The organism is Oerskovia sp. NPDC057915, assembly GCF_042887685.1.
In the GTDB taxonomy this organism is placed as follows: Bacteria; Actinomycetota; Actinomycetes; order Actinomycetales; family Cellulomonadaceae; genus Oerskovia.
Map to the genome: position 1 here is coordinate 27,924 of NZ_JBHVOS010000005.1, position 13,263 is coordinate 41,186.

Here is a 13,263-nt window from a genome sequence, read left to right on the forward strand (position 1 = left end):
CGGTGGTCGCTAGCCTCGCGCAGTGACCGACTCCTCCCCCGCGTCCCCTGGCCGCACGATCGCCGTGGCGGGGCGCCGTGTCCCGTCGAGCTCGCTCCGGCTCGTCGAGCCCGCCCCGAGCGTCCCTCAGATCCTCGCGGACGGTCTGCTGACGATCTCGCGGACCGTGCTGACCTCGGCCGGTCTCGGGTTCCTGGTCCTCCTCGGTGCCTGGCTCACGCTCGAGGAGGGCTTCCCGGACGTCTGGCACGACCAGCACCTCGACCCGGTCAGCCGTGCCGTGATCGTGCACGCGAGCACGGTCCTCGCGGCCGGCGGCGTCCTGTACGCCCTGTCGAGCGCCGCGTCGCGCACGCTCCTCGGACGCCGGCTCGACGCACTCGCGGGGACCTCGCCCGAGCAGGTGCCGGTGCGCACCGTGCGCGCCCGGGCGCTCGGCGACGACGTCACCCCCACGGCGCCGCTCGTCGGACTGTGCGTCGCCCTCCTGGTGGTCGTCGGTGTCGCCGTCCTGGTGGTGGCCCCCGTCATGATCTTCGCGAGCGACATGGTGGCGACCGGGCTCACAGTCCTCGCCGGCGCAGCCGTCGTCGCGGTGCTCGTCGGGTTCACGCTCTCGACCCTGAGAGGACGCGGCCGACGGGCATGGGCACTCCTGACCGACCGTCCACGGCAGGCCTGGGACGAGCAGGTCGTCCGCGCCGCCGTGCGCACCGAGGAACGCCTGCGCCCGTCCGCAGAGCGCACGGTCGAGCTCGGCCGGCGGCACCGTCTGACGGCCAGGGCCCAGAAGCCGCTGTCCGTCGTCGGAGGGATCCTGCTCGGCGCAGGGCCCGTCGTCGGATTCGTCGCCGTCTTCCTGCGCAAGCCGGGACGGAACGCGGACACCCTGCACTACGACGAGACGGGCGAGACCGCGATCGACGTGATCATCACGTCAGGAGCGGTGCTCGCGCTGGCCGGTGCGGCGGTGCTCCTGCTCGCCCTCGCGGCGACCACCGTGGTCCGGGCCGACGAGCGCCTTGCGCTGCGCCGGTACGCCCGGGCGGGCGACGCGGGCACCTGGCGGCCCGACGACGCGACCCTGCGACGCGTCCTCGACGGCCCACCGCTTCTCTGGGCAGGAGGCGTCCTGCTCCTCGGGCTCGCGACCGTCGTCGCCCCAGCGGTCCTGGCGCTTCTCCAGGTCACGGGCGACCCGGAGCACCCCCTCACCACCTACCGCAGCACGATCGAGGCCACGGGCTGGGCGTCGCTCGCCCTCGCGCTCCTCGGGGCCACCGCACTGACCGTCGGCATGCCGGCCGGGGTCCGGTTCCGCCAACGGCTCCGCGCGACGTGGCACCCGGGCGACACCGCACCGGTGACCGCGGGCTCCTGACGAGCCGCGGTGCTGGCGAGGAGGCCGTCAGCGGCGCAGGCTGCGCTTGTCCGCCCAGATCGCCAGGGCACCCGCGACGAGCGTCGTGAGCGTCGTCGTCCCGAGCACGACGACCGTGAGGTAGACACCCGGCTTGAGCACGCCCAGGGACTCCGGGGAGCCGAGCCACGTGATCCCGAGGCACAGCCCCAGGACGACCCCGACCAGTGCCCCCGTCGTGAAGAACGCCTTGTACCGGGGCGCGCGACGGATCGTCGCCGGGTCGACGACCGACTCGATCTCGACCTCGTCGCCACGGATGCCGCCGTCGTTCGTGTCACCGGCCGATGTGGTGTCCGCGGCAGCAGGCGTCAGGGCTGCCGGAGCGGCCGGTGCGGTGGCCGGTCCGGTCTCCGGGGAAGCGGCGGGAGCGAGGCTGTCGGGGGTCTCGTTCACGTCGGGGGTGGGGGTGCTGGGGCTCACGCGCCGACAGTACCCCGTCCGGCTGAGAATCCCCTGGGCCGCACCCGTGCGCGAAAGGTACGAGACGCCGTCGGGCCCGCTCCCCCCCAGCAGGGAAGCGGGCCCGACAGGTCTTCGGGTGCTCAGGCGATCAGTGCGTCAGCCGCACGTCACCGCCGGGTAGGCCAGGTCGTAGGTTTCGTAGAACCCCTGACCGTCCTGCCACTTGTACGCCGCGACGCGCACCGTGCCGGCCGGCACGGACGTGGCGCGGGTGTTGAACGTCTGCGCCGCGATCTTGCCCGGCGCCAGCTTGGTGAACTTCTTCTCGCCGTACGCCGTCGTGAAGCGCACGTCGATCGGGAGCGTCTCACCGTTCACGCCCTTGACCGCCAGGTGCACGCGGCCCCCGACGCACTGAGCCTTGGCGCTCAGGTCGTCCATGACGACGTCGGGCAGGTCCGCACCCTCGACCGTGAGCGCCAGGCGCGTGACCGTGCCGCTCGGGGCGGCCACGACGTACACGCCGTACTCGCCCCCCGCAGTCTCCGCCGGGACCGGCACCTCGAGGCTCGCAGCCCCGTTCGTGACCGTGCCCGTGGCGACGGGCGTGCCCGGGTTCGCCACGTCGAACGCCGTGCCCGCAGGCACGAGGTACGCCGAGACACCCGTGTTGGCCGGGCTGCCGAGCGACGTGAGGTTGAGGCGCTTCACGTCGGCGGTGACGGACCCACCCGCGGTGACCGTCCCCAGCCCGTCCGCGACGACGCCACGGCGGGCGAAGTCGGGGTCGAGGTTCGGGTGGGTCTGCAGGTAGGAGATCCACGCGTCCCGGTCGATCAGACCCGAGTCGCGCGCGTCCGTGCCCTGCGAGAAGACCCGGAAGTTGTCACCACCCGTCGCGAGGAACGAGAACGTCGCGACCCGGTACGTCCTGGCCGGGTCGAGCGGCTCACCGTTGACAAGGACCGACGTGATGTTGTCACCGGGGGTGGCGTTCACGTCCGCGGTCCTGGCGGTGTAGCTGACGTTGTCCGACAGGCCCAGGGCCAGGTACGGACGCGACGGGCGCGTGCCGTCCGGGTTGGTCTGCCACTGCTGCTCGAGCATCGTCTCGACCTGCGCGCCCGTGAGGGACACGGTCCACAGGTTGTTGACGAACGGCAGGACCGCGTTGGCCTCGGCGTACGTGATGACGCCGTCCGCACCGACGTAGAGCTCGTTGCGGAGACCGCCCGGGTTGACGACACCGAAGTCGGCACCGCCGCGGGCCGGGTCGGCCAGCGTGTCGCGCAGCGAGGTCGCGACGAGGTTCCCGAGCGTCGACTCCGACGCACGGTCGTCACGACCCGTGGAGGGCAGCGGGCCCGAGCCCGTGTACTTGCCGTTGACGTACGAGCCACCCAGGTAGGCGGTCGTGATGTCCGCCGTGACCGAGCCGACCGGCTGGGCGCCGATGACCTCGGCCTGCGCGAGCGCCGCGTCCACGATCGTCTTGACCTCGGCCACGCGCGGGTACGCCGCGACGAGCTCCGGAGCCGGCGTCGTGGTGCGCTTGACGTTCTCGACCGAGTAGTCGGTGACCAGGTCGGTCGCGGTGTCGAACGTCAGGCTCACGTGCCCGATGTTCTCGCCGTAGCTGCCGGTCTGCAGGACCGGACGGGTCCGGTCGGTGCCGGGGATCGGCGCCTCCCACGCGTACTGCTTGTGCGTGTGGCCCGTGAAGATCGCCGAGACACGGGCGTCCGTGTCGTTGACGATCTGCTCGAACGCACCCTGGTGGGCGAGCTCCTGCTCGAGGGTCGAACCGTCAGGCGTGCCCGCGCTCGCACCCTCGTGGTAGAGCGCGACCAGCAGGTCGGCCTCACCGTTCGCCGCGTCGCCGTCGCGCAGCTGCGCGGCGACACGGTTCACGGCCTCGACGGGGTCGCCGAAGTCGAGGCCCGCCACGCCGGACGGCGTCACGAGCGTCGGGGTCTCCTCCGTCACGGCACCGATCACGCCGACCTTGACGCCGTCGACGTCGATCACCGCGTACTCCGGCAGGGCCGGGTTCGTGGTGCCCTTGGTGTAGACGTTGGCGCCCAGGTAGGCGAAGTCGGCCTGGTCGGTCACCCGACCGGTCAGGTCCGCGAAGCCCTTGTCGAACTCGTGGTTGCCCACCGCGGAGGCGGACAGGTCCAGGGCGTTGAGCACGTCGAGCGTGGGCTTGTCGTCCTGGAGCGCCGACGCGAAGAGCGACGCGCCGATGTTGTCACCGACCGAGAGGAACGCCGTGCCCGCCGGGTTGGTCGCACGCAGCTGCTCGACGGTCCCGGCGAACGCGACCGTGTTCGCGTCGATACGACCGTGGAAGTCGTTGATCGCGAGCAGGTCGAGCTCCTTGACCCCGCCCGGCTCCTCGCCGCCCAGCTCGAGGCCGACGACGATCGGGTCGTGGTCGGACGAGCGGAACGCCGTGGTGTCGTACAGGTTCGAGACGTTGTAGTTGAAGCGGCTGTACTCGTTCGCGATGGGCTCGACCGAGTTGATGTTCCAGATGTCGACGTCCGTCACGGCAGCGGCCGCTCCGGGCGAGGCGAGCACGTGGTCGAGCGAGCCGACGAGCCCGTCGAACAGGTACGTCTCCTTGCCCGTGGTCGGGCCGAGGTCGACGTAGCCCGCGTCGGTGAGGACCTTGATCGGGTCCTCCTTGGCGTAGGAGTTGAAGTCGCCCGCGAGCAGCACCTTGTCGGTGCCCGCGGCCGTCGACACCTGGTCGGCGAAGGTGGCGAGCGCCGTGGCCTGCTTGACGCGCGACGCGTTCGACGCGCCCTGCCCGTCGCCCTGGTCGGCGTCCGCCCCCGAGCCGGAGCCCTTGGACTTGAAGTGGTTCGCGACGACGACGAAGTCCGTCGAGGCCTCTCCCCCGGCGACCCGGAAGGTCTGGGCGAGCGGCTCGCGCGCGTTGTCGAAGGCGGCGACGTCGTGGATGACCGAGGCCCCCACGGTCTCGACGGCCGCCGGGCGGTAGATGAACGCCGTCCGGATGACGTCCTCCGAGGCAGGAAGCGCCGCCGGGGAGGGCACGAACGCCCAGGTCCCCGCGCCGGCCGCGGCGTTGAGCCGGTCCGTGAGGGTGGACAGCGCCGCGTCCCGGTTCTTGCCGAACACCTTCGAGTTCTCGATCTCCTGGATCGCGACGACGTCCGCGTCGAGCGAGTTGAGCGCCGCGACGATCTTCGTCTCCTGGCGCTGCAGGTTCGCCGCGTTCGCCGCACCGCGGGCATCGCAGCCCGTGCGGACCGTGATCGGGTTGCCCTCGCGGTCGGTGAAGAACTGGCACCCGCTGACCTGGTCGCCCGTCGTCGTGAAGTAGTTCAGGACGTTGAACGCCGCCACGGTCACGTCGCCGCCCACTGCCTCCGGGGCGTCCGTGCGCGTGTTCGCGAACGTCGCAGGCTGGACCGCTGCCGCGTTGGCCGGGGTCAGCTCGGTGACGGGCTGGAAGTTCCAGCCGTCGAACCGGTAGTCGAGGATCACCGGCGACGTGAAGGTCGCGAGCGCGCCGACACGCACCGGCGCACCGCCCGTCAGGTACGGCAGCGGCTTGGCCTTGTTCGCCGCGTTGTTGAAGTTCGTCGTCGCGCCGTCGTCGAGGTTGACGCGGCGGGCGTTCGCGTCGGCGACCGCGGCTGCGGCCTCCGCGCTGCCCGGACGGCCGACCGACGTGGGCTGCCGCAGCGGCTCCGTGCCGCTCGCCAGGACGACCGAACCGTAGTAGTTCGTGTCGTAGTTGTCGGCGACGACGTAGTCGCCGGCCGGCTGGACGAGCATGCCCTCGAGCTTCTCGCGGTCCGCCGCGGTCGCGGGGTACGCGACGTTCGCGGGCTTGACGACCTCGGCCGGGTCCGTCAGGACCTTCCAGCCCGACGCCGCCGGCGTGACCTGCGTCAGCCCGAAGTACTCCGAGACGACGCCCGTGACCTCGACGTGCTGGCCGACCTGCAGCGCCGTCGCCGCAGCCTTCGAGTACACGAACAGGCCGTCCGACGCGGTGTGCGTCGCGAGGTCCAGGTCACCGCCCGAACCGGCCGTCTGGATGTAGAGACCGTCGAAGCCGCCCGAGGGGTAGGTCGCGGTCACGACGCCGCGCGTCGTGACGGTCTGGCCCACGAGGGGGCTCGCGTCGCCCGTGCCCTGGATCTCGGCGATGGTCCTGGCCGTGCCGGGCTCGGGGTCCGGGCCGGGGCCCGAGCCGCCACCGCTGTTCTGCGGCGTCACGGTGGTGCTGACCGCGAAGTCCACGGAGTTGTTGTCCGTGTCCGCGCCGGCCGCACGGTTGAGCGAGCCGGGCACGTTGTTGGCCGTTCCCGCGGGAGCCGCCGCGGTCTCGAACGTGTTGGACGTGCCGTAGCCGAGCAGGTCCACGACCTGCGGGTTGGCGACGACCGAGCCGGGCGTGATCGTGATCGCCGAGGCGGACCTGACCAGGGCGAGCGTCCCGTTCTGCCCCTGCGGCGCGATGGTCCCCGTCGCGTCGGGCGTCGGGAGAGCAGCGCCGTTGGCGCCGTTCGACGCCCCCTGCACGAGGTAGTAGCCGCCTGCCTTGATCTTCCCCGTGAGCGGGACGACCCCGTTCGAGGCGCCCGTGCCCGTCGCGGACCGGTACTGGACCGACCAGCCCGTGAGGTCGATGTCCGCGGCCGTGGGGTTGTAGAGCTCGACGAACTTGTTGAGGTAGGGCGCGTTGGCGCTCCCGCCGTTGAGGTACGCCTCGTTGATGACGACGGACGAGCCGTCGACCGCAGCAGAAGCCGACCCCGCGGCTACCGTGCTGAGCGCCGCCGTGGCGACGAGCGACGCCGACAGGGTGGCCGCGACCACACCTCTCCTGCGTCGGGACTGATGGTGACTACCGATCACGCTGACTCCTTCGTGTCGTGGCCGGGTTCCCGGCGCGCCCGCCTCGGCGCGGGTGGCGCGGGTGCAGGCTCTGGAATCCAACAGCAGGCTGATGAACACGTGGTGTCCGGCCGGTCTCCACCGGTCGAACGACCACGATCCCCTGACGAACGGCACCCTGCGGCCGGGGTGCGCGACGTCGTCGTGCGCGGTCCGGTCGACGGGCACCGTCGCCCGTTCGACACGCACGCTATCTCACCCAGCGGACACTGCGCACCGGAACGGTCCTCACGCCGACGGTGACGGGCCAGCACGCCGACGGTGACGGCCCGGCACGCCGAGGGTGACGGGCCGGAGCGCCGACGGTGACGGCCCGGCACGCCGACAGTGACGGGCCGGAGCGCCGACGGTGACCTATCGGTCGCGGCGTCGCGCGGCCTGCAACGGGAGCAGCGACGAGATGTCGGAGCGCTCGCCCGAGGCGCTGATCCGCCCGTCCGCCACGGCCTCCGCCCAGTCGACCGCACCGGTGACCAGGCCGAGCCACGTCTCGGGGTCGGTCTCGACGACGTTGGGCGGGGTGCCACGGGTGTGCCGCGGGCCTTCGACCGCCTGGACCGCGCCGTAAGGGGGCACCCTGACCTCGACGGCGTGGCCGGGCGCGACCTCCGCCAGCTCCTCGAGCGTGAAGCGGACGGCGGTCGTGACCTCGGGACGTCCGGCGGCACCGTCCTGCCAGGAGGCGAGAGCGGAGCGGCCGACGGCGGGGTCGGTGCGGCGACGGGGAGGCATGGGTCCATCCTCCCGTGCTCGTCGCTGAGTGCGTGATTCGGCCCGTCAGGCGAGCTCGAAGTCGACCCGGCGGCGCTCGATCGACGCCTCGCGCAGCCGGACCCGGACAGGGTCGCCCAGCGGCAGGTCGACGCCCTCGACGCTCGCGCGGACCGCGGGATCGACGATCACGACCTGGCCGCGGACCAGGTCCTGCCCGTCCGGCGTCGGCGCGTCGGCAGTCGCCTCGCCCGTCTTCCTGGCCGCCCGACGGCGTCGCTCCTCGTCGTTCTCGACATCGACGACCACGGCGTCGAACACGTCACCGACCCGGCCCGTGAGCAGCGCCGCCTCGACGATGTCGACGCTCGCCCGCTCGTACGAACCAGCACGCTGACCGGTCCGCGCCATGGTGCGCGGCAGCCCCGGCAGGGCGTCGCGGACCCAGAGCGGCACGTCCTCGCCGGCGCACAGCGCGAGGCAGATCTCGGTCCCGTAGCGGTCGACCAGGCGGCGCAGCGGTGCGGTCACGTGCGCGTACTCAGCGGCGATCGCGGCGTGCGCGACGTCGTCGGGCACCTCGGCGGGCTGACCCGTCCCACCGAACGGGGCGTAGGACGCCCCACGGAACAGCGACGTCGCCTCGTTGAGGAAGGCCGCGTGCCGCGGGCTCGCCGAGTCGAGGGTCGCGAGCAGCTCGCCGTAGGACACCTGCCGCGGCCAGTCGATGCCGAGCGCCCCGGCCGTACGACGCAGGCGCTCCAGGTCCCGCGGGTCCGCGGCGGGCAGCGTCCGAAAGATCCCCACCCCGCCCGACCGCATGATCCGGGCGGCCGCGATGCCTGTCAGCAGGGAGATCTGCGCGTTCCACCCCTCGACCGGGAGCGTCGAGCGGAACTCGAGCCCGAACGACCCGCCCTCGTGCGCCACGACGTCCTGCTCGGGCACGTTGAGGGACACCCCGCCCCGCGCCCTCTCGCGCGCCTCGCGCAGCAGGCCGATCTCGCGCAGCAGGTCGAGCATCGGTCCCGCGTCCCCCGTGTCGAGGCGCGCCTGGACCTCCTCGTAGGTCAGCCGCGCCGTGCTGCGCACGAGTGCCCGCTCGACCCGGGCGTCGGCGATCTCGCCGCGCTCGTCGAGCGTCACGTGCCAGACGGCGGCGGCCCGGTCCGCGGCCGGCAGGAGGCTCGCCGCGGCCTCGGACAGCACCGCGGGGTGCAGAGGCGTGCGCTCGTCGGGGCCGTAGAGCGTCATCCCCCGCTCGTTCACCTCGGCGTCGAGCGCACCGCCCGGGGTCACGAAGGGCGCGAGGTCGGCGATCGCGTACCGGACGAGGTAGCCACCGGGCAGGCGTTCGAGGTGGACCGCCTGGTCGAGGTCCATCGAGCCGGGCGGGTCGATCGTCACGAACGGGACGTCGCGCAGGTCCTCACGGCCGGCCGAGACGTCGGCCCGGGCCGCCGTCGAGGCTTCCTCGACGACGTCCGGCGGGAACTCGGCGGGGATCTCCATCTCCGCACGCAGGGTGGCGAGAGCGGTCAGGACAGGATCGACCGTCGGGAGGACGGGGGCGACACGCAGGTTCCGGGTGGGCACGTCGTCGACTCTAGGGGGTACCCGACGGCGACGGCTCCTCGTCGGCGCTCGGGCGGACCTCCGACCGCGGCCGAGCGCCGATGCCCCGCACGGCGTCGTCCCGGCCGGGGGCCGGCATCCGGGGCGACCTCTCACGACGGGCGAAGACCCCAGGTCCGAGGACCTGGGGTCTTCTCCCGTCAGCCGATCGCCTGCTCGCAGACCGGCCCCGCTGCGTCGGCCGTCCTCAGAGGCCGGCCGTACCGAAGCGGTCGCGCACCGTGTCGGCCTCCCCCGAGGTGGTCGACGTCGATGCGAGCTCCTTGCGCACCTCGTCCCGCAGCTGCCCCTGGTTCTTGGGGTTCGGCGCGGCGGACAGGAGCAGCTTGGTGTACTCGTGCTGCGGGTCGAGGATCACGTCGTCCGACGGGCCCCGCTCCACGATGTTGCCACGGAACATCACGATGATCTCGTCGGAGAAGTGACGAGCCGTCGCGAGGTCGTGCGTGATGTAGAGGACCCCGAGGTTCTCCTCGCGCTGGAGGCGGGCCAGCAGGTTGAGGACTCCGAGCCGGATCGACACGTCGAGCATCGACACCGGCTCGTCCGCGATCAGGAAGCGTGCCCCGGGAGCGAGCGCACGGGCGATCGCCACGCGCTGGCGCTGGCCGCCGGACATCTCGTGCGGCCGCTTCTCGGCGAACACGGCGGCCGGCGTGAGGTTCACGCGCGTGAGCAGCTCCTCGACCGCCTTGTCGAGCTCGGCATTGGTCTTCGCACGTCCGTGGATACGCAAAGGCCGTTCGAGGTGATGACGGATCGAGTGGAAAGGGTTGAGCGACGCGAACGGGTCCTGGAAGACCATCTGGACGTCGTGCCGGTAGTTCGCGAGCGCACGACCGCGCCGAGCGCTCGGAGCACCGTCGAGAAGGATCTGCCCCGACGACGGCGTCTCGAGCTTGGCGATCATGCGAGCGACCGTCGACTTGCCCGAACCCGACTCGCCGACGATCGCGATCGTCTTTCCCGGCTCGAGCGTGAACGAGACGTCGTTCACGGCACGCAGACGCGTCCTCTTCAAGCCGTTGCGGATCGCGAAGTCCTTGGTGAGGTTGCGGACCTCGAGCGTGCCCATCAGGCCACCCCTCCTCTGTTGTCCTCGATGTCGTCGCCCGACCGCACGAAGCCCCCGCGCGCCCCCGTGAGGCTGGGGAACGACGCCAGGAGCCTGCGCGTGTACTCGTGAGCCGGCGCGCGGTAGATCTCCTCGGCGCTGTTGAGCTCCACGATCTCGCCCTGGAGCATGACCGCGATACGGTCGCTGATCTCCAGGAGCATCGGCAGGTCGTGCGTGATGAAGACCACCGCGAAGTCGAACTGTTCGCGAAGGCGCATGATCTCGCGCAGGATCCCCCGCTGGACGACGACGTCGAGGGCTGTCGTCGGCTCGTCCATGATCATGACCTGGGGGTTGAGCGCCATGGCCATGGCGATCATGACGCGCTGGCGCATCCCGCCAGAGAGCTCGTGCGCATAGCTGTTGAGCCGGTTCGCGTCCACACCGACCAGCTCGAGGAGCTCCCTGCTCCGGGCGATCTTCTCCTTCTTCGACATACCCGGACGGTGCGTGTCGAAGACGTCGAAGAGCTGGGCCTTGATGCTGATGACCGGGTTCAGGGAGCTCATCGCTCCTTGAAAGACCATCGAGACCTTGTCCCACCGGAACGCGCGGAGCTTGTCGCCCGCCAGTGCGGCCACGTCGATGTCGTACCCGTCCTTGTCGTGCAGGACGATGTCACCGCTCGTGCGCAGGGCCGGTGGCTTGAGGAGCTGGTTGAGCCCGTAGGCGAGAGTCGTCTTGCCGCAGCCGGACTCACCCGCCAGCCCGAGGATCTCACCACGGTGCAGGGTCAGGGAGACGTCCTTGACGGCCTGGACGACGGGCGTGACCCGGTACTCGATGGAGACGTTCCGCGCGGTCAGCACGGGCACCGCGTCATGCGGCGCTCCGGCGTTCCCCGCTGGCTTCGCGGTCAGGGTCGGCGTGGTCATGACTGCACCTTCTCGTCGTCGCGGGCTGCGGTCTCGACCGGCATGGGGCGGGCCGTCACGGTCGCGCCCTTCTCCCGGCGCTTGCGAGCCAGACGGACGTTCTTCACGGCGGCCGGGGCCGTCCGCAGCTTCGGGTTGATGATCTCGTCGATGCTGAAGTTGATGAGCGCGAGCCCACAGCCGAACAGCGCGATCAGCAGGCCCGGCGGGACGAACCACCACCAGCGACCGTAGGCCATGGCGTTCTGGGTGCTCGCCTCGTTGAGGATCGTGCCCCACGTGACCGAGCCCGACGGCCCCAGGCCGAGGTAGGAGAGTCCGGCCTCGCTCAGGATCGCGAGGATCACGGCGCCCAGGAAGTTTGCGGCAAGCAGTGGGAGCAGGTTCGGCAAGATCTCGACGAGGATGATCCGCGGTGCCTTCTCGCCGGCGACCCGCGCCGCGTAGACGTAGTCCCTGCTGCGCAGAGACCGGGCCTGGGCACGCAGGACGATCGCGGCCCCGGCCCATCCTGTGATGCCGAGGATGAGAGCGACGAGGAGCAGCGAACGCGACTCCAGGTAGGCCGAGATCACGATGATCAGCGGGAGCCCGGGGATCACGAGCATGATGTTCGTGATGAACGACAGGACCTCGTTCGTCCAGCCCCCCACATAGCCGGCGATGATGCCGAAAGCGAGGGAGAGGACCATCGCAATCACGCCGGCGAGGAGGCCGACGGTGAGCGACCCGAGCCCGCCGTGCGCGACCTGCGCGAAGATGTCGACGCCGATGTTGTTGGTCCCGAGCAGGTGCTCGGTGCTCGGCGGGAGGTACTCCTTGTTCTTGGTCGACGTCGGGCTCTGGCTGAAGAGCGGCGCGACGACCGAGAAGGCGACGATGCCGAGCGTCAGCACGAGGCCGACGACGAGCTTGCCGGACCGACGAGGGAGCATGGCCCGGAGCCCCCGCTTGGGGGCCTTGCTCACCGGCACCGGCTCGCCGGCGACGACGGCCTCAGGTGAGGCGATCGGGACGTCGGGCACGATCCCTGGGGTCTCGTTCTGGACGGGGAGACCGTCGACCACCACCGACGCGGCAGGAGCGGCATCCGCGGCCGGGGTGACGGTCTCGGCGTCACGGATGTGGTCAGCCATTGTTGCGCGTCCTCGGGTCGATGATGCCGTTGATCAGGTCCATGAGGAAGTTCGCAGCGAGCACCACGATGGTGATCACGAGGAACGCTCCCTGCATGAGCGCGTAGTCCTTGGCCTGGACCGCGGTGAAGAGCAGCTTGCCGATCCCCGGGTAGCTGAACGCCTGCTCCATCACGACCGAGCCCGCCACGACGAACCCGAGCGCGATGCCGAACCCGGTGATCGACGGCAGGACGGCGTTGCGGGTCGCGTAGGTCGTGGCGACGCGCAGGGGGCGCAGCCCCTTCGCCTCGGCCGTGGTGACGTAGTCCTCGGCGAGCGTGGACACCATCATGTTGCGCATGCCCAGGAGCCATCCGCCCATGGCGGACAGGACGATCGTGATCGCGGGCAGGGTTCCGTGGTAGACCACGCTGCCGATGAACTCCCAGGACCACTCGGGCCCGTTGTCGAACTCGAAGATGTCGTACGCCCCGACGATCGGGAACCAGCCGAGCGACACCGAGAAGACGGAGATCAGGACCAGGGCGAGCCAGAAGTAGGGCACGGCCTGGAGGAAGGTCGACGCGGGGATGATGTGGTCGACCCAGGTCCCGCGCTTCCAGCCGACCCAGGCGCCGCCTCCGACGCCAAGGACGAACGCGATGATCGTCGCCAGCCCGACGAGGCCCACCGTCCAGGGGAGGGCCTCGCCGAGCAGCTGGTTGACGGGCGCCGGGAAGTAGAGCACCGAGGTACCCAGGTCACCTGCGAACAGGTTCTTCCAGTACCCGATGTACTGCTCCCACAGCGACGCGTCGTCACTGCCGAAGAGGAGGTCGATGCTGTTGAGCATCGCGGGGGTCAGCTCGCCGTTCTTCCGCAGAAGCGTATCGATGTAGATCTGCTTCGGGTCTCCGGGTATCGCCCGGGGAAGAATGAAGTTGAGCGATACGGCGGCCCAGAGGGTGACCACGTAGAACGTGGTCCGCCGTGCGTAGTACCTCATGCGACTGACTCCTTGCTGCTCCGAGCTCCTCCTCG

Annotated in this window: 9 protein-coding genes; 1 reads left to right on the top strand and 8 read right to left on the bottom strand. The window is 71.0% G+C overall.

The features are described from left to right. The first annotated feature begins 22 nt into the window (after positions 1-22). The gene (locus tag ACFVQ3_RS04750) at positions 23-1,381 is read left to right on the top strand and encodes a hypothetical protein (protein ID WP_387635715.1); all 1,359 of its coding nucleotides are present in this window, start codon (positions 23-25) and stop codon (positions 1,379-1,381) included. 27 nt (positions 1,382-1,408) lie between these two features. Here the strand turns inward: ACFVQ3_RS04750 and ACFVQ3_RS04755 are convergent, their stop codons facing one another. From ACFVQ3_RS04755 to ACFVQ3_RS04790, 8 genes are all read right to left on the bottom strand, one after another. Beyond that, the gene (locus ACFVQ3_RS04755; protein ID WP_387635718.1) at positions 1,409-1,843 is read right to left on the bottom strand and encodes a hypothetical protein; all 435 of its coding nucleotides are present in this window, start codon (positions 1,841-1,843) and stop codon (positions 1,409-1,411) included. Positions 1,844-1,981: 138 nt separating this feature from the next. Then, entirely contained in the window at positions 1,982-6,688 is a 4,707-nt protein-coding gene (locus ACFVQ3_RS04760; RefSeq protein WP_387635720.1) for an ExeM/NucH family extracellular endonuclease, read from the bottom strand. A gap of 432 nt (positions 6,689-7,120) precedes the next feature. Then, the gene (locus ACFVQ3_RS04765; RefSeq protein ID WP_387635722.1) at positions 7,121-7,498 is read right to left on the bottom strand and encodes a sterol carrier family protein; all 378 of its coding nucleotides are present in this window, start codon (positions 7,496-7,498) and stop codon (positions 7,121-7,123) included. A 45-nt stretch (positions 7,499-7,543) separates the two neighbouring features. Further along, positions 7,544-9,073: an RNB domain-containing ribonuclease gene (locus ACFVQ3_RS04770; protein ID WP_387635725.1), complete on the bottom strand. Its 1,530-nt coding sequence runs from the start codon at positions 9,071-9,073 to the stop codon at positions 7,544-7,546. 226 nt (positions 9,074-9,299) lie between these two features. After that, the gene (locus ACFVQ3_RS04775; protein ID WP_387635727.1) at positions 9,300-10,187 is read right to left on the bottom strand and encodes an ABC transporter ATP-binding protein; all 888 of its coding nucleotides are present in this window, start codon (positions 10,185-10,187) and stop codon (positions 9,300-9,302) included. Then, positions 10,187-11,104, bottom strand: a complete 918-nt coding sequence (locus ACFVQ3_RS04780; protein ID WP_387635729.1) for an ABC transporter ATP-binding protein — start codon at positions 11,102-11,104, stop codon at positions 10,187-10,189. The genes ACFVQ3_RS04775 and ACFVQ3_RS04780 overlap by 1 nt, the downstream gene beginning before the upstream one ends. After that, positions 11,101-12,240, bottom strand: a complete 1,140-nt coding sequence (locus ACFVQ3_RS04785; RefSeq protein WP_387635732.1) for an ABC transporter permease — start codon at positions 12,238-12,240, stop codon at positions 11,101-11,103. Before ACFVQ3_RS04785 ends, ACFVQ3_RS04780 begins: the two co-directional genes overlap by 4 nt. Then, a complete protein-coding gene (locus ACFVQ3_RS04790; RefSeq protein ID WP_387635734.1) occupies positions 12,233-13,228 on the bottom strand; it encodes an ABC transporter permease in 996 nt (331 codons plus the stop codon). Before ACFVQ3_RS04790 ends, ACFVQ3_RS04785 begins: the two co-directional genes overlap by 8 nt. Positions 13,229-13,263: the final 35 nt, after the last annotated feature.